Origin of the sequence: Caballeronia udeis (assembly GCF_044909315.1) — a bacterium.
GTDB classification, from domain to species: Bacteria; Pseudomonadota; Gammaproteobacteria; order Burkholderiales; family Burkholderiaceae; genus Caballeronia; species Caballeronia udeis_A.
In genome coordinates this window covers 49,872-73,224 of sequence record NZ_JBIYEB010000015.1, presented here as the reverse complement: position 1 = coordinate 73,224, position 23,353 = coordinate 49,872, and the positions used below count along the sequence as shown (strand labels likewise).

Sequence of the window (23,353 nt, the reverse complement as noted above, 5' to 3'; positions counted from 1 at the left end):
CCATGCGGACCGGGGCAAATTTAGGCGGCTGGCATGACGCGGACGTGTCTGAATCGCGCTGCTTCATGAAGAATAATTTATAAAGCGGACACAAAATATTTAACTTAGTTATCCGATGTTATTTGATTGGTCTTTCATCACGCTTCGTGAACCGCTCTACATGAACAACTCTTCACGTTTGAGCGTCTTTCCCGACACGGCCGACTCGTTAATCTGCTTTCACCGGGCAACGATCACATCTCTGTATTGAAGCCCGGTCACTCGTTAAACGGACTTTTAGGAAAGCGCCATGAAGACCATGATGATTGCCCTCGCTTTTGCCGGCCTGGCCGCCACGGGCTCAGCCTTTGCCCAGAGCACGGCGCCCGCTCAGGCATCCACTCAAGCGCCTGCTCAGGCACCCGACCCGGTCACGGTCGCACAGGCCGGTCAATGGGTACCTCCGGATGGACAGGAGATTGCGCCTAAAACGCGCGCCGAGGTTTATCAGGACCTCGTGAAGTCTGAACAGGATGGCCAGCTGGATTACCTGAACCGCACGTTGTACTGGCATCACTAGGCATGAAGCGTCGATCGCCGCGTGCCGTGACGGAGGGGATGAGTTGGTGTGCCAGGAGCGTTCCCGGTCTCGCCACCTCGGCTTCACGCCTTCCGTCACCGCGCTCCGGTGCACATCCGGTCGCTGCAAGGCGAGCGTTCAACCGATGGATCGAGTGACAGGCGTAATAGCCCAAGGTAATGCCATGAGCCGCTTAAGACGCATATTCTCCGCCTTACGATTGCCGCTGTGCGCGCTCGCGTTGGGCATTTCACTGACCGGTTGCGCGTCGATGCAGGGCGCATCGACCGATCCGAATGCTTGTGTGGGTCCGGTGGATTACTGCCAGCCCTTCTTCGGTTCCTGACTCAGGACTCAAGCGGGTACGCTCCCGGGATGGGAGCATCGCACCTGGGACCTCAACCCACGCCAAACACTCCGTCGATGCTCGGCATGGGTTGCGTGAACCAGCGCGCTCGGAATGAGTCTCGTATGAAGGGGACGAATTCGTGTACATACCGTCGGCAAGAAAGCGTATCCGCTCACGACCGGCGACGCGTTCCACTTCGACGGACGCCGGCAGTACCGTCTCGCCAACATAGGTGAAACGCCGGCCGATCTCATTTCCATCGGCACACTGAAATTGTTCGACGACAACAGTGGCGCCGTCGTCGCCAGGAAGCGGCCCGCTAAAAAGGCCGAAGCGGCAACCCCGAAATCAAAAGCAAAGGTCGCCGCAAAAACAACTCGCCGATAACATTGCGCCGGACCGGCGAGCGTCCCCGCTTACGCGTTTTCGAGGTTCGGTCGAGAAACAGAAAAAGCGGGAACAGGCGGCAGGTGTGTCGTGCTGATCTGATAACCGAAGCGGCTGACGGTTTCCAGACGCGCGCCAAAGTTATGCAACTCAAGCTTGCGGCGCAACCGCGAGACAACCAGATTCACGCTCGACGGGTCCACGACGTCCTTGTCAGGCCAGGCATACCGAATCAGCTGGTCGCGTGCAACAGGCGCATCAGGCTGGCGCAGCAGTGACTCCACCAACAGGAACTCGCGCTTGGTCAGGGTGAAACGCTTGTCCCCTTCCACCAGCTCCCGCGTAAGCGGATCCAGTCTCAGCGAAAGATCAAGCATGGGGTCATGCACCGACGATCGGTACAAGGCCAGCATGCGTTCCTGCATTTCGATGAACGAGTACGGCTGCACGAAACAGGCGTCGGCGCCGGCACGCAGCATGCGCGCTCTCTCTACCGGCGTCGCGCGTCCGAGCACGACCAGGATTGCGGGTGAACCCGGCAAACGCGCGAACTCCGGCAACAGCGTAGCCAGGTTGCAGATGGACTCGGTATCGACGGCTACGATCAGCACTGCGTCGAAGTTGTCTTGCGACGCGAGATGGAGTCCGTCGCGCAGGTCGTCGGTCATTTGCAGGCTGTGCGCGCTTTCGCGTAAAGCCTTATGCAGATAAGCACCTTCGGTGCAAATGGTGGAAATGAGCAGAACTCGCATAGGGGTGGCTCTTACTCGTTTAATCAGGTAATCAGGAAGACCCGACAATCAGCACACGCATCATTCGAGCGCGTGCGGCCAGCATTCAACCGTCATTGTCGTGCCGGGGTTGGTACCGGTACCATTGGCGCCCACACGAAGCGCGAAGTCATGCAGCCGCATCACGGCCGAGACGATGCTCAGTCCAAGCCCCGAACCCGCCAGATGACGCGTCTGGTCGGCTCTGTAGAAGCGCTGCATGACCGCTTCCCGTTCATGCTCGGGAATGCCTGGACCGTTGTCCGAAATCACCAGGAGTGCGCCCTGTGCGTGATCCGTCAGTTCGATCCGTACCGCCCCGTTATCCGGTGCGAACTTGATCGCGTTATCGAGCAGGTTGCTGAATGCTTCGAACAGCAACGCCCGATCGCCATGCACCGCGGGAACCTGTTCGACCGCAACGGCCCAGCTGATTCCACGGTCCTCGGCGAGCGGTTCATACAGTTCGCCCAATTCATGCACCAGGGTAGTGAGATCGACCGACGAGAAGCCGCCACGCCGCTTCAAGGCGCCAATCTCGGAAATGCGGAGCATTGCACCAAAACGATCGAGCAATACGTCTGCTTCGACTCGCGCACGGTCGAGCATTTGCGCAACGCCGTCGTCCTGGATCACATGCATCCGTTCGGCCACATTGGCAAGCAAGGTGCGAATATGCGCGGCCGGGGTACGCAAGTCATGTGCTATTCCGTCGCATGCGCTCTTGACCTCCGTCATGAGCCGTTCGATTTCCGCGAGCATGTGATTGACCAGATGCGCGAGCATATCCAGCTCGTCGCGTCCTCCGATCGGCAAACGCCGGTTCAGGTCGCCCTCTGCGATCCGCAACGTCACGTTGCGGATATCACGCACTCGCCGCATCTGTCGCAGATTAAGCAGCAGGCCGCTGGCTATGCTCACCAGCAAGCAGAACAGGCCGCCTCCAACAAGCGCGTTGATCATGGTCTCGCGAACGGCCAGCACGTGCGTGAGGTCGCGGGCCACCACGATCTGTTCGCCGCTGTGCCGGCGTACGCCCATTGCGCGGACAACCGGTGACTTCGTCTGGTTCGCGACAATCAGGCTGTCGTTGAGCGTATGACCCTGACGATCGAGCGGCAGGTCCGCGGGCAAGACGCGGATATCGCCGGCAAGATGTGTTCCGTCGGCGGCGAACAGCCCAAAGTAATTGGTATTCAGATGCTCGCCTTCCGTGCGACGGTAAATTGTGGCGGGAAGTTCCGGGTCATCGATAGACCCGAAGTAGAAGAGCTGCCAATGGAGCACCGAGTCCGCGTCGAACTCCATGCGCGTGGTCGCCGACCAGCCGATAAATCCAATCAGCACCATGACCGACAGCGCGAAGATCACGGCGTAGACCGAAAGCCACCTGAAGGTCGTGTTATGCCAGCGGCGCCCCATGTCTGTAGGATGCGGTCGATTCGTTGAGTCAGCCAAGGTGTTCTTATAAGAGATGGATCACGTCAGTATGTAGCCCGAACCACGCACGGTCTGAATCGTTGCTTTGGCACCAGGGGGATCGATCTTCTTGCGCAAGCGTCCCATGTGAACGTCGATCAGGTTGGTACCGGGGTCAAAGTGATAACCCCACACCGCTTCGAACAGCATGGTGCGTGTGATGGTCTGACCGGCGTGCCGCATCATGAACTCGAGGATGCGGTACTCGGTCGGCAGCAGCGACACTTCAACGCCGTCGCGCGTTACCTTGCGCGAGATCAGATCGACGAGGAGCGGTCCTGCGTTAAGCGTTGTTTCGTTGCGTGCGGGAGTCTCGCGCCGGCGTCGCAGCAATACTTCAAGACGTGCGGTGAGTTCGTCTGAATTAAACGGCTTGGTCAGGTAGTCGTCACCGCCCGCCCGCAGGCCGCGAATACGTTCGTCTACGTCGCCAAGCGCGCTTAGCATCAGCACCGGCGCCTGTACGCCGACCGTTCGCAAGGTGGTGAGGATAGTCAGGCCGTCGAGTCCCGGCAGCATGCGGTCGAGCATGATCACGTCATACTCGCCGCTCATCGCACGGGCCAGACCGTCCGGTCCGTTATCTACCCAGTCCACCTCGAACCCGCATTTTTCAAGCTCTGCCACGATCTCATTCGCTGCCAGCGGATCGTCCTCTACCGTGAGCACTCGTGTCGTCATTGTTCCCAATCCCAAGTCGGCACCGGCAGAAAACCGGGTACCGTCTGCACTTCCAGAGGGTAAATGATGCCACAACCGACTCGAAGAGATCGGCGAATGGAATTGACGGACAGGCATCGGAAAGCGGCCTGACCTTAGCGGCTACCGCGATAAACCACGGTATCGAGGTAATTGAGCTGACCGTCTTTTTCAGCGTGAACGAGCGAGCGCTCAACCTGCGCGCGGGTGAGCGTCGAGACCGGCGGCTGCCACGACTGGTTCTGAGCGGGCTTTGCCGGTGACTGGGCAAATGCCGAAGAACACACTGCGCATAAGAGAAGGCTGGCTGCGAAAAAAAGTTTTTTCATGTCACGACTCCTGGTGATCCTGGTGAATTAAGCGTCGCTGTCCGCGAATGGCGTTACGACAATGTTGAGACTACGCGGTGACCCTTAACGGTCCGTCATCTGCTTCATGAAAAGATATTTACTGAAATACGCTTATAGGGAAAAGCCTCTAAGACAACATCGAAATCTTGTGAACCATTGCGTGGCACGGCCTGTCGAATTGCCGGCTTGCTTCGGACAGGTCGTTCCACGAGCACCGCTCAGAACCTAGTTCGCGGACGGACTGGCCGGATCGCCCGCTACCTGCGCCGGCATGCAGTCGTGACGGAACTCCTGCTGCAGCTTGGCTTCGGCGGTTTGCAGATCGTCCGGATATTCGTTGTCGTCGGCGGTCGGCTGATACCCGACCGCTTCCAGCTCGCTCAATTCCTGCATCAGCTGCTTATGCGTGACCGTGTGCTTGAGCGGCGTGAACGGATAGTCATGACACTCGGCTTGCGTGAGGACTGGGGCGGCCAGGGCCGATGCGCTGGTAAGGGCGAGTGAAAACGTAATCAATGCAGCGGAAAGGCGTTTCATGGGTGTTCTCCGTAAAGATTCGATCTTGAGCAGTCCCCTGCGCCTGACTGGTTTTGTTTAGCGACGGGTGACGAGATTCAGGATAGCGAACTGATTTAGACGGAAAGCCCGCTGTAACATGAAGAGTAATTTAAGGTTCGTTGAGGTAAGCCGGGAGGTGCCGACGCAAGGTCGGGATGGTCCTCTGCCAAGTGTGTGCCGAACGAACAGGCGTTAGCGCGCTATAAAACGCCGCGTCCGGAAACACCGGGCTTATCAATGACTGCGCGGAGTTACACGCCGCTTGCGTAAAGGCTCGTTTCGCTTACAAACCGCGTTGCATCTATCACACCCCCTGCCCGCCAGGGCGTTCGTACTTTTACATCATTGCCTTCGCATACAGGATGCGAACGCTGCGAAGCGTTCGAGGAACGTCCCCATGCATCAATTCAAATTGTTTGGAAGTTGGCTGTATCGGATTCACGACACACGCAGCCTTCGTTCGTCCCTGCCCGATGGTCCCCAGAGTTCTCTGCTCGCTCGCCAGCAAGCCCCAACGCTTCTTGAACCCATCTCTTCCGGCGCCTGAAAGTCTGAATTTCAGTTAGTCGGTGCAGTTGCGAATAACGGCTCATTAACCTTCGTGGGCGCTTTCATGAAGTCTTAAGTTCGTCGTCAAGTTCGCGCGGCAGGACCCGACATCAAGCGACACACACACGCGTCTGAATCTATATATTGGGATTTGAAAATCATGAAGAAAACCTTGCTAGCCGCTGCGATTCCGGCAATTTTCCTGGGCACCGCCGCACATGCGCAAAGCAGCGTCACGCTCTATGGTCTGATCGACGAAGGGTTTGATTTTACGAGCAATGGTCAAGGCCATCGCAGCTACGAAATGGTCAGCGGCGACACCGTGGGCAGCCGTTGGGGCTTGAAAGGCAGCGAGGACCTGGGTAACGGGCTGAAGGGAATCTTCCTGTTGGAGAATGGCTTCAATACAAATAACGGGCAACTGGGTCAAGGCGGTCTTGAGTTTGGCCGCCAGGCCTACGTTGGCTTATCGTCAGCTCAGTATGGTACGTTCACCATGGGTCGCCAGTATGATCCGACCATCGACATGTGGAGCGGGTTCACCGCTGCGGGCAACACCATGGGCGATCTCGCGGCGCACCCGTTCGACAACGACAACTCCGACTGGGATTTTCGTATCCAGAACTCGGTCAAGTATGTGTCGCCGACCTATAGCGGCTTTACCGGCGAAGCCATGTATGGCTTCAGCAACCAGGCCGGCGGGTTCGCGACGAACCGCATGTACAGTGCGGCCGGCACCTACAAGATGGGTGGCTTCGCTGCGGCTCTCGCTTATATGAAGATCAATAGCGGCGGAGCCAATGCCTCGGGTGCCGTGTCGAACGATACGACGGTCTTTACGGCCAACTCGCAACAGAATATTGATGCTGGCGTGTCGTACACCTTCTCGAACAAGGCGATGCTGGCGTTCGCGTATTCACATGTGGATGTCTACAATCCGACGGGCAATGCGTACTTTACGGATCAGCCTGTGGCGGGTACGCAGAACTCATGGAAGTTCGACAACTTCGAAGTCAATGGCCAGTACTTCTTCAAGCCTGATTTCTGGATGGCGGCGGCTTACACCTATACGTTCGCCCACATTTCCGCTACGACCGGGCGCTCGATGCCCAAGTACAATCAATTCTCCCTGATGCTTGACTATGACCTTAGCACGCGTACGTCGGTCTATATTCAAGGGGCTTATCAACACGTGAACGGCAACACGGGAACGCAGTTCGACAATGCGGATATCCCGGGTTCATCGGGGATATCTTCAACCGGAAATCAGATGATGGCCCGGGTGGCGATGACACACAGGTTCTGATCGTTCGCACCTGCGGGATTGGGGGCCGCTGCTGCCTTCAGCGGTCTGTCTGAGCCGGATTTCCTTTTATTGCTCAACGAGAAAATCCAATTCAAGCGGACCGCGAAGCCTGAAGCGGCACCCTGGCATTGACCTGGCCACGGGTCTGCACCTCCCTAGTGCGAGCGCCCCTTGCTGGCGACTCCATACGCATGGGCCAAATGCGTACGCATCAACTCGGCGCTACGCGTCATATCCCCCTCTACCACAGCATCCATAATCGCCAGGTGCTCACTACACCATTCACGTATCCGCCGACGATTTGCGTATCCGCCAAACTCCAGCAGTCGCCGCAACCGGTTCTGCTGCTGGATTGCCTGGGCCAGGAACGTATTGCCGCTGAACTCAGCCAGCATTTCATGAAAACTCGCATCGGTCTCGAACAGTTGCGCAGGGCTGACGGTCTCGATGTCGGGATGCGACGTCAGATAAAGATGCTGCCGCCGGCATCGCTCGAGCAGCGACCGGTCAATGTTGAATGTTGACAACAACATGCCGGACGGCTCCAGCGCAAGCCTGAAGTCGTAACTCCCCTTCAAGGTCGACGCATTATCGAGTGACGGCTGGAACGTCCACCCGTGCCCCTTGTTACGCACAATCAGCCCGTCCTCCGAAAGCCGCGACAACGCCCGCATCATGGTCACGCGATCCACCCCATACCGTTTCGCAATATCCGTCTGCGTCAGCGACGCCGGCACCAGACCCGTCAACCGGTCCTTCACCATCTGGTCGTAGAGTGCCTGGTCTCCCGCTACGGGTACGTCCAGCTCCACCTTATGCAGCCCCTCCGCCGGCTGTAACAAAAAGAAGCCCTGATTCCTGCGCGCTTCGATAACCCCAAGCGTCTCGAGCACTTTCATTGCGGCATGCACCGGCGTACGCGATACACCCAGCACGTCGGCAAACTGCTGTTCGCGCAGATGATGGCCGACGTCGAACCGCGCCTCCTGAACGAACTCAAGAATCTGCTTGGCCAACTGATGCGAGGTTTTGCCTGGTCCACGCGGCATTGTTCCAACTCCCTGTCTGGACATGCGTAATTATATACAAATAAAACAATTTATAGACAGACCATACGGGAGACGTATATCGGATACGACCACAAATAGCCCTCCTGTATCATTTATTTCCGCTTGACCGGTGAATTTCGTGTTTGTATAAATTTACACAACACGAGCAATCCTAACCCGTCGAGGACCTTCCCATGCTTTCACGCAACATGTTGTGCTCGCTGCTTGTCACGGTCGCGGTTTCATTCGGCTGTAACGCGGTCAACGCTGCCGAGCCCCTGAAGACGGTCGAGGCGGGTCAGTTGACCTATGGCACTGCCGCCACCTTCGCGCCGTTCGAATTCATGAAGGACGGCGCGCTGGTCGGCTTCGACATCGACCTGATCAACGCCATTGCCAAGCAGATGAACCTCAAGCCGGACCCAAGCAACACACAGTTCAGCGGACTGATCCCCGCGTTGCAGGGCGGCCGCACCGACATCATCAATTCGGCGATGTACATGACACCCGCAAGGGCGGCGCAAGTTGACTTCGTCCCGTACCTGAAGCTCGGCGACCGGGTCGTCGTGAAGGCGGGCAACCCCGCGAAGATCACGGGCCGCGATGATTCCATCTGCGGAAAGATCATTGCGGTGACACTAGGGGGCATAGAAGAAACCTACGCCCGCGCCGACGCCCAGCGCTGCACCGCAAGTGCCCACGCAGTGCCGACCATCCTCACCCTGCCAACCGCGCAGGACTCCGCACTGACGCTGCGCCAGGGACGCGCTGACGCCATCTACAACTCCACGCCCGGCACAGTGACGCTGCTGGAAGAAGTGCCCGGCGTCTATGAAGCAGTTGGCCCTGAATTCGAAGTGACCACGCACATAGGCATTGCCGTGAACAAGGGCAACAAGCCGATGGCGGACGCCATTGGACAAGCGCTCGCGAAAGTGGTGGCCGATGGCACCTACAAACAGTTGATCGCGAAATGGAAGCTGCCGCCGTCGGTTTCCATGTTCGATTGAACCAGCGCACGGTTTATCCACGACGCGTAACCGGAACACGACATGTCATTGCACCTGCTGCTCGACTACCTGGGCTCGGCCGAGTTCGTGCGCGGCGCCGCCGTCACGCTCGTCCTCACGCTTCTCTCACTGTTCTTCGGCATGGTGATCGGCCTGGCGCTCGCGCTGTTGCAGGCGATCCGCAGCCGGATTGCCCGGACGTTCTCGTTTGCTTACCTGTGGCTCTTTCGCGGCACGCCGGTGCTGTTCCAGATCATCTTTATCTATAACGTGCTGCCCTCTTTCGGCATCCGCTTCAGTGCGTTCGTCTGCGCCGTGCTCGCGCTCTCGCTCAACGAAGGCGCATTCATGTGCGAGATCTTCCGGTCAGGCCTGCACTCGGTCAAACGAGGCCAGCGCACGGCCGGCCTCGCCCTCGGCATGACCGGTGGCAAGGTGTTGCTGCATATCGTGCTGCCGCAAGCGTTGCGGGTCGTGATGCCGCCTATCGGCAATCAGATGATCGGCATGCTCAAGCTGAGCGCTCTGGTGTCGGTGATTGCCGTGCAGGAACTGTTGCTGATCGCAAACCAGACCGCGAGCGCGAACTTCCGCTACCTGGAAGCGTTGAGCGCCGCGGGCATCTACTACCTTGCGCTCACCACGCTGTTCATGCTGTTCCAGGGTTGGCTCGAACGTTCGCTCGATCCGAAACGCAAGACCCGTATGCGGCACATCTCGCTGACCGAGCGCCTTCTCGGTGTCGGTCAACCCGTCGTACGGTAAGGAAGGTTTATGTCCATGGAATTGACCCAGCCGCCTCAATTGCCTCAGCCACTCCTCAGGGTTGCCCGGATCGACAAGAGCTATGGCTCGACGCAAATCCTCAAGGCCTGTTCGCTTGAGATCGTACCGAAGGAAACCATCGTGGTGATCGGGCCGTCCGGCTCTGGCAAGTCGACGCTGCTGCGATGCCTGAACCTGCTCGAAACGGTCGATGCCGGCAAGATCTTCTTCGAAGGCCGCGACCTCACCCGCGAACGTAATCGCCAGCATCTGGTGCGCCAGGAGATCGGCATGGTGTTCCAGAACTTCGAACTGTTCTCGCATCTTTCAGCCGTCGAAAACATCATGCTCGCGCCAATGAAAGTACTCGGCATGAGCCGCCGCGACGCCCATGCTCTCGCGCTCAGCCTGCTCGACAAGGTACGGTTGCGCGATCGCGCCGACGCATTCCCCGATGAAATCTCGGGCGGCCAGCAGCAACGGGTCGCCATCGCCCGGGCGCTTGCCATGAAGCCCAAGCTGATGCTCTACGACGAACCGACTTCGGCGCTCGACCCGGAAATGATCCGCGAAGTTCTCGACGTGATGGCTGAACTCAGCGCCGAAGGCATGACGAGCATTGTAGTCACCCACGAGATGGGATTCGCACGCCGCGCGGCCGACAAGATCGTTTTCATGGACGCCGGAGAAGTGGTGGAAACGGCCACCAGCGACGCATTCTTCAGCGGCGTCGTGCACGAGCGGGCGCGCCGTTTCCTCGATCAGATCCTCCACTAAGCGTCAGGCCATCAATCGCCAAGGAGCCACACCGCATGTCCACGCAACCCGACCTGCTTCGCATGAAGCGCGATCTTGCCGCGCTTGTCGGTATCAATACGGAAAACCCGCCCGGTCGTGAACTCGAGGCGGCGCAACTCGTGCATCGCCTGCTGGCGGTGGAAGGTTTCGATCTCTCTCTAAGCGAATACAAACCGGGCCGCGCCAACGTCATCGCGCGACTGGAGAACGGAGCCGGCCCCACCTTTGCGTTCAACACGCATCTGGACGTCGTGCCGGCCGGCGACGGCTGGGCCTCCGACCCGTTCATCCTGCGCGAGGTGGATGGCCGCCTGTTCGGCCGCGGTTCGTGCGACGCGAAAGGGCCGCTTGCGGCCATGATCGAAGCCATGCGCCTGCTGGCGGCTAACCGCTCGAACTGGTCGGGAACATTGCTCGGCGTGTTCGTGGCGGATGAAGAGATCGCAAGCGAAGGCGCGAAATTCTATGCATCGACAAAACCAGTGGTCGACTATGTGGTGGTCGGCGAGCCCACGTCGAACGCGACCTTCTCGGCGCACAAAGGCAGCTTGCGCCCACTCGTGCGCGTGCATGGCGTGACGGCACATTCGGGCACGCCGCATCTTGGAGAGAACGCGATCTATCGCGCCGCACAACTGCTCGGGTTGATCGAAAGCCATCACGAGAACAGCGTGCGTTGCCGTTGCCATCCCCTCGTCGGCTCGGCGAGCCTGACCGTCACGCGGATGAACGGAGGACACGCGGACAACGTGCTGCCGGGCGCTTGCGACCTGCTGCTGGACCGCCGCATGGTGCCCGGCGAAGACGAGGCCGACGTCAAGCGCGAGTTCGACCAGTTGCTCGACCTCGCACAACAACGCTTCGGCGTGCGGGCGGAAATCCTCGAATACAAACCGACCACGGGCGGTGCGACCGAGACTGCACTTGAAGCCCCGATCGTGCAGGCGAGCCTTGCGGCGTGCCGCCATCACGGAACAACCGAACCAGGGCCGTTCGGTTTCCAGGGTGGTTGCGACCTCGTGCACTTTCGCAGCGTCGGGGCGGCCGGCGTCGTGATCGGGCCGGGCACGCTCGCCGTCGCGCACAAGCCTGACGAGTTCGTCCCGATCGAGGAGTTCCTGTTGTCGAGCCTCATCTATCGCGATATCGCGCTGACGATGATGCAGGCAGGCCGCTGAGATCGTGGAAGTCACTCTTCATCGCAGCCAGCTTCATTACCGTGAAGGGCTGACGCTTCATACCGCTTCATCGGGAAGCGTGGCGGCACTCGACGCGCTGTATCTTCGGCTCGGACAAGGCGGCAAAACCGGTATAGGCGAGGTCCGGATCAACATCGCTTACCTGAACGGGCTCGCACCGCACGAGGTGATCAGCGAGGCAATGGGTGTGCTGCCCACGGTGGATTGGAAGCGCGAGCCAGAATGGCTCATTCATAGTTTCTCCGATTGGGCCGCGCCCTTCTCCTCCCCGCTTCGCATGATGCTCGACTGTGCTTTGCACGATCTCTGTGCGAAGCGGGCGGGTGTAAGTGTCGCCCGATGGTTAGGCGCTGAACCAGCCGGGCACGCGACATGGCCCACGAACCAGACGCTGTTCTGGTCAGACGATGAAACATTGCTTACGCGCGCCGATTCTTATGTTGCACGCGGTTTCATGGACCTGAAGCTGCGGGTTGGCATAGGCGCCTTCGCCGACGATCTGCGCCGCATCGATCTTTTGCGCACGCGCTTCGGCCCGGACCTGAAGATCGCCGTCGACGCCAACGGCCAATGGCCCGTGGACATGGCGCCGGGGTATCTGCAAGCACTCGCGAAGCACGCCGTGGCCTATGTGGAACAACCGGTCGCTCCGGGCGACTGGGACGCTATCGAACGTCTCGCGCAAGACAGCCCGGTACCACTCATGCTCGACGAGAGTGTGCAGTCCGGCGCGGACATTGAACGTATCTGCCTGCTTGGCGGCGCAAAACTCGCCGCACACCTCAAGCTCGTCAAGCTGGGCGGCATTGCCGCGACCGTCGCCGCGGCCCGGCGCCTTGCCGTCGCGGGCGTTCCCTTCATGATCGGTCAAATGAACGAAGGCGGTGCCGCGACGGCAGCGGCGCTGCATGCCGCCTGCGCGACGCGCCCGCACTGGGCCGAGTTATATGGCGCCGACGGCCTCTACGACGATCCGGTGAGCGGCCTCGTCTACCAGCGTGGCGCGGTGTGGTCCGCGGATGCACCTGGCCTTGGGGTTGCGTTCGACACGGCCCTCACACAATCAATCCAAACTATTACGGAGAACTGACATGCAAGAACGAAAAGGCCCTGAACAAGGCTGCGAATCCGCGTTCGACGCACAGGAATACGCGGGGCGCGTCGCACGCACGCGGGCAGCGCTTGCGAAAGCGGGCATTGACGTGATGATCGTCACCGGTCCAGAGAACATCTTTTACCTGACCGGCCAGCAAACGCCAGGCTACTACACGTTCCAGGCACTGCTGCTGCCCGTTGACGGCGAGCCGGTGTTCGTGATCCGCCAGCTCGAATATTTCAACTTCATCGCGAACACCTTCATTGCCGATGCGCAGGTCTATAGCGACGGCGAAGACCCTATCGATGTGCTGGTCAGCGTCGTGCAAAAACAGGGGTGGGCGTCAAGACGTGTTGCCATCGACAAGCGCGGCTGGTTCCTGCCGATCGCCGTGTACGAAGCGCTCGCAGCGAAGCTGGGCACGATCGCCGACGGTGCACGTGTGATCGAGCAATTGCGCGCAGTGAAGTCGCCGGCGGAGATCGGCAAGATCGCAACCGCGGCGGGGTACGTGGACGCCGGCATGCGCGCGGGTCTCGCGGCAGTCCGGCCCGGCGCGACAGAAAACACGCTGGTGGCGGCCATGATGTCCGAAGCAATCCTTGCGGGTTCGGAGTACGTGGGCATGGAACCGCTCGTGTCAGCGGGTCCTCGTACCGGGGTACCGCACGGCACCTGGCGGCGCCGGCCGCTTGACGCGGACGGTCCCGCGTTCCTCGAGATGGCAGCCTGTCACGACCGTTATCACGCGGCACTGATGCGTTCGGCATGGCTCGGCAAGCCGCGGGCAGACGCGCTGGACATGGAGAAGGTTTGCCAGGCGGCGCTGCAAGCCGCACTCGATGCGATCCGTCCGGGCGAGCCCTGCGAAGCGCCGCATCTGGCGTGTCAACGCGTGATCGACCAGGCCGGTTACGCGGACAACTTCAAGAAGCGCACTGGTTATTCGATCGGCATATCGTTCGCGCCGGACTGGGGCGAAGGCTCAATCCTCAGCCTCTACACCGGCGTAAAGACGCCGCTCGAACCCGGCATGACCTTCCATATTCCACCCGCGCTGCGCATCTACGGCGAGTTCACCGTGGGGGTCAGCGAGACCGTCGTCGTGACCGGGACGGGGTATCGCGTGCTCGGCTCGATCGCCCGGCCCTTGCTGCAGGTCGAGACCTGATCGAGATCCCTAATCCTGATGGAGTGCATGAAATGAAAGACATGATCGAATGCCGTGAACGGCTTAAAGGTATCTTTAATATCACAGTGACGCCTTTCACCGCGGACGGCTCCTTTGACTACACCGGCCTTGCTGAAAACATCGAGCGGGTGATCGCGCTGGGTTTCGACGGCCTGCTGATCGGCGGCACCTATGGCGAGTTCCCCGCGATGTCCACGAGTGAACGCGCCACGCTGTTTCGCCGCTCCGTGGAAATCGCCGGCGGCCGTGTGCCGGTGATGCTCTGCAGCGCGTCGTCGGACGCACGTGTCGTGCGCGAACTCACGCAACTGGCCGGTGACCTGGGCGGCTTGCCGATGGTCACACCGCCCTTCGTCTCCGAAGTCACGGATGACCAGATCGTCGCATTCTTCCGCGACATGGCGCCCCTCTCGCGCACCGGCGTGCTGATCTACAACGCGCCGGGTATCGGTATCACGTTGTCACCGTCGACCATCGAGCGTCTCGCCGACATAGACGGCGTGGTCGGGCTGAAACAGGGCGACCTGACCCCCACCGCTATCGACCAGATTGCGAATCGCGTGGGCGGCCGCCTGCGGCTCTTCTGTGCGTCGGACCTCGCTTTCCTCGGACCGATGACGGCGGGCTTCGACGGCATCAGCTCCACCAACAGCGGCGCGTTGCCGGAACTCATCCTCGCAAGTTACAGGGCGATCGAACGCGGCGACGCACATGCCGCGCGCGACCTGCATCGCCTGTGGTACGGCTTTCGCGCCGTCGCACGCACGCACGGGCAACCGCAGGCCGTCAAGGCCGCCATGACCCTTCGCGGCTTCACCGGCGGCTCCGTGCGCCCGCCGCTGCAGGACCTCGGCGCCAAGGCGCTCGACGACGTCCGCGCGGCCATGCAGGCGCTGGCGAACGAGCCGCGCAGCGGTGTCAGGCTCGTTGCATAACTGCTTCAGGAACAAGGGATCGACATGGCATTGAAACAACTCGCCGCGCGCATGAGCCGCGTGCGGCCGTCGCCTACGGCTGCGATTTCCGACCAGGTCCGCGCGTTGCTCGCGCAAGGCAAGAAGGTCATCAATCTCGGCGAAGGCGAACTCAACTTCGATACCCCCGCGCATATCAAGCGCGCGGGCATTGCGGCCATTGAACGGGGTGATACGAAATACACGGCGGTCGCCGGGACCGCAGAACTGCTGCAGGCGATCATCGATAAATTTGCGCAGGACAACGGCATTGTCTATTCGACGAACGAAGTCATTGCGGGAAGCGGTGCGAAACAACTGATCTTCAACGCGCTGCTCGCGACGATCGGGCCTGAAGACGAAGTGCTGATCTGCGCGCCCTACTGGGTCTCCTACCCGGACATGGTCGCACTCGCCGAGGGCCGCACCCGCGTGCTTCAATGCGACGCCGCGAATGGCTGGAAACTGAAACCCGACACCCTGCGCGCGGCGATTGGTCCGAACACGCGCTGGCTGATCCTCAACTCGCCGAACAATCCGTCGGGTGCGGTCTATAGCCGTGACGAACTCAAGGCACTGACCGACGTGCTGATGGAGCACGAGCATGTGCTGGTGATGGCCGACGATATCTACGAGCACGTGCGTTATGAAGGGTTCTTCTTCACCCCGGCGCAGGTCGAACCGCGTTTACAGCAGCGCACGCTGACGGTGAACGGGGTATCGAAAGCCTATTCGATGACCGGCTGGCGTATCGGCTTCGCGGGCGGGCCGGCATGGCTGATCGCGGCCATGCAAACGCTGCAGTCGCAAAGCACGTCGAACCCCAGTTCGATCTCGCAGGCCGCAGCAGTCGCTGCGCTGCGAGGGGGCATTGGTTTCATGGGCGACTGGCTGCGGATCCTTGAAGTGGGCCGCAAGCTCGTGCTCCAGTCGGTCGAACGCTGCGCCGGCCTGCATTGCACACCCTCCGATGGCGCGTTCTACGCATTCGTCAATTGCGAGGGCATGATCGGCGCGGCGACGCCGGACGGAAAGATCATCGGCAACGACTTCGACTTCGCGACCTACCTGCTCGAAACTGCGCACGTGGGCGTTGTGCATGGAGGGGCATTCGGCGTCGACAATCATATTCGGATTGCCTACGCGGTCGACCACGCCACCCTGCGCGAAGCCTGTGCGCGGATCGAACGCGCATGCGCGGCGCTCGTGCCTCAAACCGAGACGAGTATTCGATGAACCGTGACGCAATCGATCGACGCTTCAGCGCCAGGGAAACCCGATCATGCTGATGGTGCTTGAAGACGATGACGATTTGCCCGCGAACTATGGCGCACTCGCCGCTGTCCTTGCGAACGTGCGCCACGCGACGCTTATGCATATGGAGGCCGTGTGGGATGAACAGGTCTTCGCCGATGCAGCCCAGCATGTCACGGCCGATGGTTTGCTTGTGTCGAGCGGACTTGTCTGGGCTCAACGTCTGGGAGTACAGACGGTTTCATCACCCGTTACCGCAAGCGCGTTGCTCGACCGTGCAGCGCGCGAGGATGTTGTCGTGCCACTGCATCCGTGCAACTCGGGTTCGGTTGCATCGGCGCAAGGGTTGATCGCCGAAGCGAAACGCCGCGGTGTACAACACGAAAGTTATCGCGTGATGCGCAACGCGGCCGGTGCGCACGTAGTCGACGCTGCAACGCTTGATCCCATCACTGCGTCCGGAGCATGGACGCAGGACCGCTTCGGCCGGCTCAGGCAGGCTGGGCGTCAGGGTCAGTCAGCACAAAACCGCACGACTACGCACGTGCGCATCGCATTGATCGGCAGCGAGGCGGACCATCGAGGTGTCAATCCGGCCACGTTGGCAGCATTGGGCGATGCCGCCGACGCTCAGGACATGGACGTCGACATCATTTATATCCCACCGCAATCGATCAACGTCGATAACATGACCCGCCTTTTCGCGGGCATTGATGGCATCGTGCTGCCGGGCGGTTCAGATATGAGTCGCGTCCCGGGACAGGTGATCGCGGCGCGTTATGGGTTCGTATCGCTCGTGCCGGTGACCGGACTATGCCTTGGCATGCAGACCATGGCGACGGCCGCTGCACAGATCGCCTCGGGTTCAGACGAGGTCGACCTCGCGGAAGCCAACCCCGCAGCGAGCCTGCACAGTTTCATCCGGCTCACCGCGAACGACGGATCGTGCGTTCATCGGTTGGGCGATCAGGTGGTCGAGATCGGGAAAGGCTCGCAGTTGCGCGAGATTCTGGGCGAACGGTTCACGATCCGCACGAACCACCACTTCAGGCTCAATCCTCGCGTTCTCGGCTTGTTGAATGATGCAGGCGTGACGGTCTGCGCGACGGATGCGTCGGGTCATATCGCCGATGCAATCGAAGCCCGCGACCACCCGTTTTATATCGGCATGCAGGGACATCCGGAAGTGTCGTCGTCGGCCGACCACCCGCATCCGTTGTTATGCGCATTCCTGGAAGCGGCGTCGCGGTTGAGAAAGAGATAGATCAGCAAGAATCCGTCGCACCGCTAAGCGCCGAAAGCCAGGCTCTTCAACCCGAGATTCTCCCGTAACGTGACGCCCTCATACTCCGTTCGAAATAGTCCTCGGCGGCGCATTTCGGGAATCACCAGTTCGGCCAGATCGTCAATTCCTTGCGGCAATGTAGCCGGGCACATGTTGAAGCCGTCGGCAGCTCCGCTCTCGAACCAGTGCTGCAGATCATCCACCACGTCAGCAGGCGTACCAATCAATACACGGCAACCATTCCCCGCCGCCACGGTCTGATAGAGCTGGCGGATACTCAGCTTGTCTTTACGCGCCAGGTTCAACAGGTTTTCAGCGATGCTGCGCACCTGGTTGCCACTGAGCACAACCTCGGGCACGGGGCCATCGACATCGTAGGCGGACAGATCGCCGAGATAAGCATGCAGCATGGCGAGCCCGCTTAGCGGATCGATCAGCGCCTGGAGCTCATCGAATTTTGCCTGTGCTTCCTCGCGCGTCTTGCCAACGTACAGCGTGACCCCCGGCATGATCAACAGTTGATCCGCTGTTCGCCCATGTTTTGCCAGGCGCGCTTTTACATCGTCATAGAAAGCCTTGGCGGGCGCCAGTTCAAACGCGTTGCTATAGACGACATCGGCGTCCTTCGCGGCCAGTTCACGCCCCGCCTCGGACCCGCCCGCCTGGACAATGATGGGTCGCCCCTGCGGCGTACGTGCCGCGTTGAGCGGTCCCCTCACGCTGAAATGCTTGCCCTTGTGATTCAGCGTGTGCAATTTGGACGGTTCGTAAAACACGCCGCTCTCCTTGTCGCGAATGAACGCGTCGTCCTCCCAGCTATTCCACAGGCCTTTGACGACATCGACGAATTCATCGGCCCGCTCGAAGCGTTCGGCGTAACCAAGATGCGTGTCGCGGCTGAAATTCCAGGCTTCCTGTTCCGACCAGGATGTAACGACGTTCCACCCCGCACGACCGCCGCTGATGTGGTCGATCGACGCGAACTTCCGTGCAACGTGAAATGGCTCGTTATAGGTAGTCGACGCCGTCGCGACCAGGCCAATGTGTTTGGTACATACGCCAAGGGCCGCGAGCAGGGTCAGGGGTTCAAGCTCGACGTTACGCATGTCCCGGCAGAGCGACCCCGCCGGTTCATCGGACGCGCGTATGCCGAGCCCATCGGCGAAAAAGATCATGTCCAGCTTGGCCGCTTCAGCCTTGATGGCGCTCTTCAGGAAGTAGTCGAAATGCACGGCGCCGTCGGCGGGCACATCACGATGCCGCCACGCGGCAACGTGATATCCGAGGTAGCGCATCGACAAACCCAGCTTGATCTTGCGGTCCTTCGACATGGCTCGTTTCCTTGGTCGGGAAGCTGTGTGGAAGCTGCGTGGAAGCTATTACTCACGAGTGGCAGCAGGCGAATCAACCGAAGAATTGCAGGAAATCGCCGCGGGCCACGTCACGCGTTGTCCAACTAATCTAGCGCAAAATTTCACCAAATCCTTATTGTTTTCTTGAAAACAATAATTTTTTGACAGAAACTTCATCACAGTGTAATTTTTAATGCACTCCCCCGTACAAGGCGACACCGTGTCCGAAGACTCCTTGCCGTTGACGAATGCGCCTACGCACGAGCAGGACGTGGTCATCGGCGGCCGCTTGCGCGCCATGCGCAAGGCGCAGGACCTGCGCCTCAAGCACGTGGCCGAGCAGGCGGGCCTGTCCGTCAGCATGCTCAGCCAGATCGAGCGCGGCATCAGTTCGCCTTCCATTCGCGTGCTTCGCAACATCTGCCATGCGCTGGGTGTGGACGGCGCGGCGTTATTCGACGAGCGCAGCACGCCCGCTCCGCAGGGCGGCGCGGGCGCGGATTTCGTTGTCCGGCTCGCGGATCGCAAGCCGGTGAGCGTGGGCGGCGTCACCAAATATCGCGTGACGCCGGCGGGCTGCTCGGTCATGGAAGGGTTCCTGATGGAGATCGGCGCGGGCGCCGTGTCGGACGTGAACTTCGTCTTGCAGACCGGCGACAAGATTGGTTACGTCGTGCGCGGCAAGCTGCGTCTGTTCGTCGACGACCAGGAAATGCTGCTGGAAGCCGGGGACGTATATGGTTTTCCGTCGGGTCACCGCTATCGATGGGAAAACGGCTGGGAGTCGCCCACCACCATCCTGGTCATCAACAGCAATCATTTCTACGTTTAGGTTTTCGCCCGGGCGCGGCCGGTCTTGTGCGCCTACTTAGCTCTACTGGACATACCGTGCCCCAACCGGCCGGTGCTCACCACACGGGACGCAACGATGAAACAGGCGATCGGCAGCATCGATTCGGGCGGTATTCCATCATCCAGGCAGGCATCCACGCACAAGATTCGCGACGTGGTGGCGGCGAACGTGGGCACGTTCTTCGAGTGGTTCGACCTGCTCGTGTACGCCATGTTTGCCATTACCATCTCGCGCCTGTTCTTCCCTACCGGCAATCCGCAGTCAGCGTTGTTGTACAGCCTGCTGACCTTCGCGAGCGCCTACGTCATACGCCCCATTGGCGCGGTGGTGCTGGGCATCTATGCGGATAAACGCGGCCGTCGCGCGGCGCTGACCATCGCCGCGTTCCTGATGCTCTGCGGCACCTTGCTGATGGCGGTGATTCCAACGTACCGGGTGATTGGTGCGTGGGCGCCCGCGCTGCTGGTGTTCGGACGCTTGCTGCAGGGCTTTTCGGTCGGCGGTGAATTTGGCTGCGCGAATTCCTACCTGACCGAGCAGAACTCGCGCACGAAAGCGCTTTTCGCCAGCCTGCAGTTCTCGACCTCGGGCCTGGCGGTGCTGACCGCCTCGCTGTTTGCGTACCTGATCAACCACTATCTTTCGCAACAGCAGGTCGATTCGTGGGGATGGCGCACGCCGTTCATCTTCGGCTGCCTGATCGGTCCGGTGGGACTGTATATCCGCACCAAGATCAACGAGACGCGCGAGTTCGAGGAGGTCGCCGACAAACCGCATCGGCCGCTTGCGGAGGTCTTCACCTTTCACAAGCGTTTCCTGCTCATCGGCGCGGCCGTTGTTGCGGCAGGCAATGTGGCAAGCTTTCTCAACATCTACATGCCGACGTTCGCTATCAACAACCTTGGTATAGCCAAGGATTCAGCGTTCATTGCATCCATCTTCAGCGGTCTTGTCAGCACGATATTCCCGATTTTCGGCGGACTGGCCGCCGACCGCTTCGGCACGATCAAGGTCATGCGGATTGCGTTGATCGCCGGGTTGATCATGATCTTCCCCATGTTCTTCGTGCTGACGCATAGCCCCTCGTTCCAGTCGCTGATCTTGTTCCAATGCGCAATGTCGCTGGTGTTCTACAGCTTCTATTACGCGCCGGTCGGATCGTTGCTGTCACAGCTCTTTCCAACGTCGTGCCGGACGACCGGCGTGTCGATCGCCTATGTTGCATCGCAGACGTTTTTCGGCGGCGTCACGCCGCTCGTGGTCGGCTTCCTGGTCGCACAGACGGGCAGCATCATGTCGCCGGCTTATTACGTGATCGTGATAGGCGTGGTTGCGCTGGCCGGCTTGTCGGCAAGCCGAAGCCGTGTTCACTGACCGTCAACGACCGCTTACCCTCGAGGACAAACCATGCGTTCGACATTGCCTGCGGAGATCGATGTTGCGATCATCGGAGGCGGCATTATTGGCATCAGTACCGCACTCGCGCTGGCGCGCAAGGGCATACGTGTTGCTGTATTCGAAAAAGGCACGGTCGCGGGCGAGCAGTCGTCGCGTAACTGGGGATGGATTCGCACGGTCGGGCGGGACCCGAAGGAGTTGCCGCTATCTGCCATAGCGAACGACATGTGGGTGGACATCCAGGCGCGCATCAACGTGGGTTACCGGCGTACCGGCCTCGCCTATCTGGCGGAAACTGACAAGGAAATGGCCCGTCATCAGGCGTGGCTCAACTCGGCCAGGGGCACGGGCACCGAAGGAAATCTGCTGGGGCGCGACGAGCTGGCGCGCCTTATCCCTGCGTCGAACCGGCCGTGGATCGGCGCTTTGTACAGCGCGGGCGACGGCGTCGCCGAACCCACGCTCGCGACCGCAGCAATCGCCCAACTGGCGGGCGAAGCCGGTGCACTCGTGTTCGAGCAATGCGCGGTTCGCGGGCTTGAGACCAGCGCGGGGAGAACGTCGGCGGTCGTTACCGAGCGGGGCGTTGTGAAGTGTGCGTCGGTGGTGCTGGCAGGCGGCGCATGGTCACGGCTTTTTTGCGGCAACAACGCGGTGGATTTCCCGCAGTTGAAGGTGCATGCGTCAGTGCTGCGAACGGGGCCATTGGAAACCGGGCTGGAGATGGCGATCAACGGGTCAGACTTTACGTGCCGCAAGCGCGCTGACGGCGGTTATACGGTGTCGCAACTCGGGGCATCAATTGCTGATCTCACACCGGACAGCATCCGCTTGTGCCGTCAATTCCTGCCGGCCTGGATGGCAGAGCGCAAGTACTTGAAGCTTCGTGTAGGCAGGCGTTTTGTGGAAGAGATGAAGATCCCGCGCCATTTTCGCCTGGATGCACCCACGCCGTTCGAAGCATGCCGGACGCTCGATCCACCGCCGACCATGAAGATGGTCGACGGCGCATTAGGCAAGTTGAAGCATGCGTTCCCGGCGTTCAAGAATGCGACGGTTGCACAAGCCTGGGCGGGGTTTATCGATGTGACACCTGATGCGGTGCCGGTCATCTCCGAGGTCGGCAAGATTCCAGGGTTCTTTCTGGCCGCGGGATTTTCAGGGCATGGATTTGGCATTGGCCCGGCAGCCGGCGCGTTGATGGCTGATCTGGTGACCGGGGACACGCCGAGAGTGGACCCGAAGGCGTTCCGGCTGGACAGGTTCAATGCGTGAGACCGGACCAGTGCGAATAGACAATAACAACGTACAGCACCAGCCCCGGCGACGCGCACCCGCCCCGCCGGAGCCCGTCGATCAGAATTCCTGCATGGTCGGACGAAGCACGATCTCGTTGATATCGACATCGCCCGGCTGTTCGATCGCGTAGGCAATCGCGCGAGCGACCGAATCAGCGGGAATCGCCTGCTGATAAAACTGCCCCACCACCTTCGCGCTCTCTTCGTGGGAACTGCCGAGTTTCAGTTCGGAGTCGACCGCGCCCGGCAGGATGATCGTGGTGCGGATCGACGCGCCGACTTCGTGGCGCAGCCCTTCGGAAATAGCGCGTACGGCAAACTTGGTGCCGCTATAAACAGTGCCGCCCGGGCTGAAAACCTTGATGCCCGCCACCGATGAAATGTTGATGAAGTGACCACGGTCCTGCTTCTGGAATACCGGCAACGCGGCTGCGATTCCGTACAGCACACCCTTGATGTTGATGTCGATCATGCGTTCCCACTCGTCGACCTTCGTCTCCGACATAGGCGCGATCGCCATGAAGCCTGCGTTGTTGATCACTACATCCACGCGTCCGTAGGCACTCACTGCCCGATCGACCAGCGCCTGGACATCTGCACGGCGGGTGACATCGGCGGCCAATACCTCAACCTTGCCGCCCGCTTCGCGCAGCTCGGCGGCAATGCTCTCGAGCCGGTCGAGACGACGCGCACCCAATACAAGCGCTGCCCCTCTTGCCGACAAATGACGCGCCGTTGCTTCACCAAGCCCGCTGCTCGCGCCGGTTATGACAACGACCTTACCTTCAATTCCATTGCTGACGTTATGGCTCATTGTTGACGCGCTCCTGTGATCCTGAGGGGCG

Annotated in this window: 23 protein-coding genes; 15 read left to right on the top strand and 8 right to left on the bottom strand. The window is 60.3% G+C overall.

The genetic code is table 11. The features are described 5' to 3' along the window. Positions 1-289: 289 nt before the first annotated feature. Together ABH944_RS23410 and ABH944_RS23405 are read left to right on the top strand one after the other, a co-directional pair. A complete protein-coding gene (locus ABH944_RS23410; RefSeq protein WP_404609780.1) occupies positions 290-559 on the top strand; it encodes a DUF4148 domain-containing protein in 270 nt (89 codons plus the stop codon). Positions 560-1,043: 484 nt separating this feature from the next. Next, positions 1,044-1,295, top strand: coding sequence for a cupin domain-containing protein (locus ABH944_RS23405; RefSeq protein ID WP_404609837.1), 252 nt, complete (start codon positions 1,044-1,046; stop codon positions 1,293-1,295). Between the two features lie 29 nt (positions 1,296-1,324). Here ABH944_RS23405 and ABH944_RS23400 read toward each other — a convergent pair whose 3' ends face one another. The 5 genes from ABH944_RS23400 to ABH944_RS23380 all read right to left on the bottom strand — a co-directional run bounded on the left by ABH944_RS23400 (position 1,325) and on the right by ABH944_RS23380 (position 5,130). After that, on the bottom strand, positions 1,325-2,047 hold the full coding sequence (locus ABH944_RS23400; RefSeq protein WP_404609781.1) for a response regulator transcription factor: 723 nt from the start codon (positions 2,045-2,047) through the stop codon (positions 1,325-1,327). Positions 2,048-2,107: 60 nt separating this feature from the next. Beyond that, complete coding sequence (locus ABH944_RS23395; protein WP_404609838.1) at positions 2,108-3,487, bottom strand: sensor histidine kinase; 1,380 nt, start codon at positions 3,485-3,487, stop codon at positions 2,108-2,110. A 57-nt stretch (positions 3,488-3,544) separates the two neighbouring features. Continuing rightward, positions 3,545-4,225: a response regulator transcription factor gene (locus ABH944_RS23390; protein WP_404609782.1), complete on the bottom strand. Its 681-nt coding sequence runs from the start codon at positions 4,223-4,225 to the stop codon at positions 3,545-3,547. A 134-nt stretch (positions 4,226-4,359) separates the two neighbouring features. Beyond that, the gene (locus ABH944_RS23385) at positions 4,360-4,572 is read right to left on the bottom strand and encodes a DUF4148 domain-containing protein (protein WP_404609783.1); all 213 of its coding nucleotides are present in this window, start codon (positions 4,570-4,572) and stop codon (positions 4,360-4,362) included. A gap of 246 nt (positions 4,573-4,818) precedes the next feature. Continuing rightward, on the bottom strand, positions 4,819-5,130 hold the full coding sequence (locus ABH944_RS23380; RefSeq protein WP_097274373.1) for a DUF4148 domain-containing protein: 312 nt from the start codon (positions 5,128-5,130) through the stop codon (positions 4,819-4,821). Between the two features lie 730 nt (positions 5,131-5,860). On the opposite strand from ABH944_RS23380, the gene ABH944_RS23375 reads away from it, so the two are divergent. Next, positions 5,861-7,006, top strand: a complete 1,146-nt coding sequence (locus ABH944_RS23375; protein ID WP_404609784.1) for a porin — start codon at positions 5,861-5,863, stop codon at positions 7,004-7,006. A 155-nt stretch (positions 7,007-7,161) separates the two neighbouring features. Here the strand turns inward: ABH944_RS23375 and ABH944_RS23370 are convergent, their stop codons facing one another. Continuing rightward, complete coding sequence (locus tag ABH944_RS23370; protein WP_404609785.1) at positions 7,162-8,055, bottom strand: GntR family transcriptional regulator; 894 nt, start codon at positions 8,053-8,055, stop codon at positions 7,162-7,164. 194 nt (positions 8,056-8,249) lie between these two features. On the opposite strand from ABH944_RS23370, the gene ABH944_RS23365 reads away from it, so the two are divergent. From ABH944_RS23365 to ABH944_RS23325, 9 genes are read left to right on the top strand one after another with little or no spacing between them, the layout of a single operon-like run. Continuing rightward, a complete protein-coding gene (locus tag ABH944_RS23365; protein ID WP_404609786.1) occupies positions 8,250-9,065 on the top strand; it encodes an ABC transporter substrate-binding protein in 816 nt (271 codons plus the stop codon). Positions 9,066-9,107: 42 nt separating this feature from the next. Next, the gene (locus ABH944_RS23360; RefSeq protein WP_404609787.1) at positions 9,108-9,830 is read left to right on the top strand and encodes an amino acid ABC transporter permease; all 723 of its coding nucleotides are present in this window, start codon (positions 9,108-9,110) and stop codon (positions 9,828-9,830) included. A gap of 39 nt (positions 9,831-9,869) precedes the next feature. After that, on the top strand, positions 9,870-10,607 hold the full coding sequence (locus ABH944_RS23355; RefSeq protein ID WP_472975136.1) for an amino acid ABC transporter ATP-binding protein: 738 nt from the start codon (positions 9,870-9,872) through the stop codon (positions 10,605-10,607). 35 nt (positions 10,608-10,642) lie between these two features. After that, the gene (locus ABH944_RS23350) at positions 10,643-11,806 is read left to right on the top strand and encodes a M20 family metallopeptidase (protein ID WP_404609789.1); all 1,164 of its coding nucleotides are present in this window, start codon (positions 10,643-10,645) and stop codon (positions 11,804-11,806) included. A gap of 4 nt (positions 11,807-11,810) precedes the next feature. After that, complete coding sequence (locus ABH944_RS23345; RefSeq protein WP_404609790.1) at positions 11,811-12,917, top strand: mandelate racemase/muconate lactonizing enzyme family protein; 1,107 nt, start codon at positions 11,811-11,813, stop codon at positions 12,915-12,917. Position 12,918: 1 nt separating this feature from the next. Then, positions 12,919-14,094, top strand: a complete 1,176-nt coding sequence (locus ABH944_RS23340) for a M24 family metallopeptidase (protein WP_404609791.1) — start codon at positions 12,919-12,921, stop codon at positions 14,092-14,094. A gap of 32 nt (positions 14,095-14,126) precedes the next feature. Next, a complete protein-coding gene (locus tag ABH944_RS23335; protein ID WP_404609792.1) occupies positions 14,127-15,050 on the top strand; it encodes a dihydrodipicolinate synthase family protein in 924 nt (307 codons plus the stop codon). Positions 15,051-15,074: 24 nt separating this feature from the next. Further along, on the top strand, positions 15,075-16,304 hold the full coding sequence (locus ABH944_RS23330; RefSeq protein WP_404609793.1) for an aminotransferase class I/II-fold pyridoxal phosphate-dependent enzyme: 1,230 nt from the start codon (positions 15,075-15,077) through the stop codon (positions 16,302-16,304). A gap of 46 nt (positions 16,305-16,350) precedes the next feature. Then, positions 16,351-17,586 (top strand): glutamine amidotransferase-related protein, encoded by a 1,236-nt coding sequence (locus tag ABH944_RS23325; protein ID WP_404609794.1) that lies wholly within the window; start codon positions 16,351-16,353, stop codon positions 17,584-17,586. A 23-nt stretch (positions 17,587-17,609) separates the two neighbouring features. On the opposite strand, the gene ABH944_RS23320 is transcribed toward ABH944_RS23325, so the two are convergent. Further along, positions 17,610-18,938, bottom strand: coding sequence for an LLM class flavin-dependent oxidoreductase (locus ABH944_RS23320; protein WP_404609795.1), 1,329 nt, complete (start codon positions 18,936-18,938; stop codon positions 17,610-17,612). Between the two features lie 241 nt (positions 18,939-19,179). On the opposite strand from ABH944_RS23320, the gene ABH944_RS23315 reads away from it, so the two are divergent. From ABH944_RS23315 to ABH944_RS23305, 3 genes are all read left to right on the top strand, one after another. Beyond that, positions 19,180-19,791 (top strand): helix-turn-helix domain-containing protein, encoded by a 612-nt coding sequence (locus tag ABH944_RS23315; RefSeq protein ID WP_062092540.1) that lies wholly within the window; start codon positions 19,180-19,182, stop codon positions 19,789-19,791. 96 nt (positions 19,792-19,887) lie between these two features. Beyond that, the gene (locus ABH944_RS23310; protein WP_404609796.1) at positions 19,888-21,186 is read left to right on the top strand and encodes an MFS transporter; all 1,299 of its coding nucleotides are present in this window, start codon (positions 19,888-19,890) and stop codon (positions 21,184-21,186) included. A 33-nt stretch (positions 21,187-21,219) separates the two neighbouring features. Further along, complete coding sequence (locus ABH944_RS23305; RefSeq protein ID WP_404609797.1) at positions 21,220-22,485, top strand: NAD(P)/FAD-dependent oxidoreductase; 1,266 nt, start codon at positions 21,220-21,222, stop codon at positions 22,483-22,485. A gap of 81 nt (positions 22,486-22,566) precedes the next feature. Here ABH944_RS23305 and ABH944_RS23300 read toward each other — a convergent pair whose 3' ends face one another. Further along, complete coding sequence (locus ABH944_RS23300; protein ID WP_404609798.1) at positions 22,567-23,322, bottom strand: SDR family oxidoreductase; 756 nt, start codon at positions 23,320-23,322, stop codon at positions 22,567-22,569. Positions 23,323-23,353: the final 31 nt, after the last annotated feature.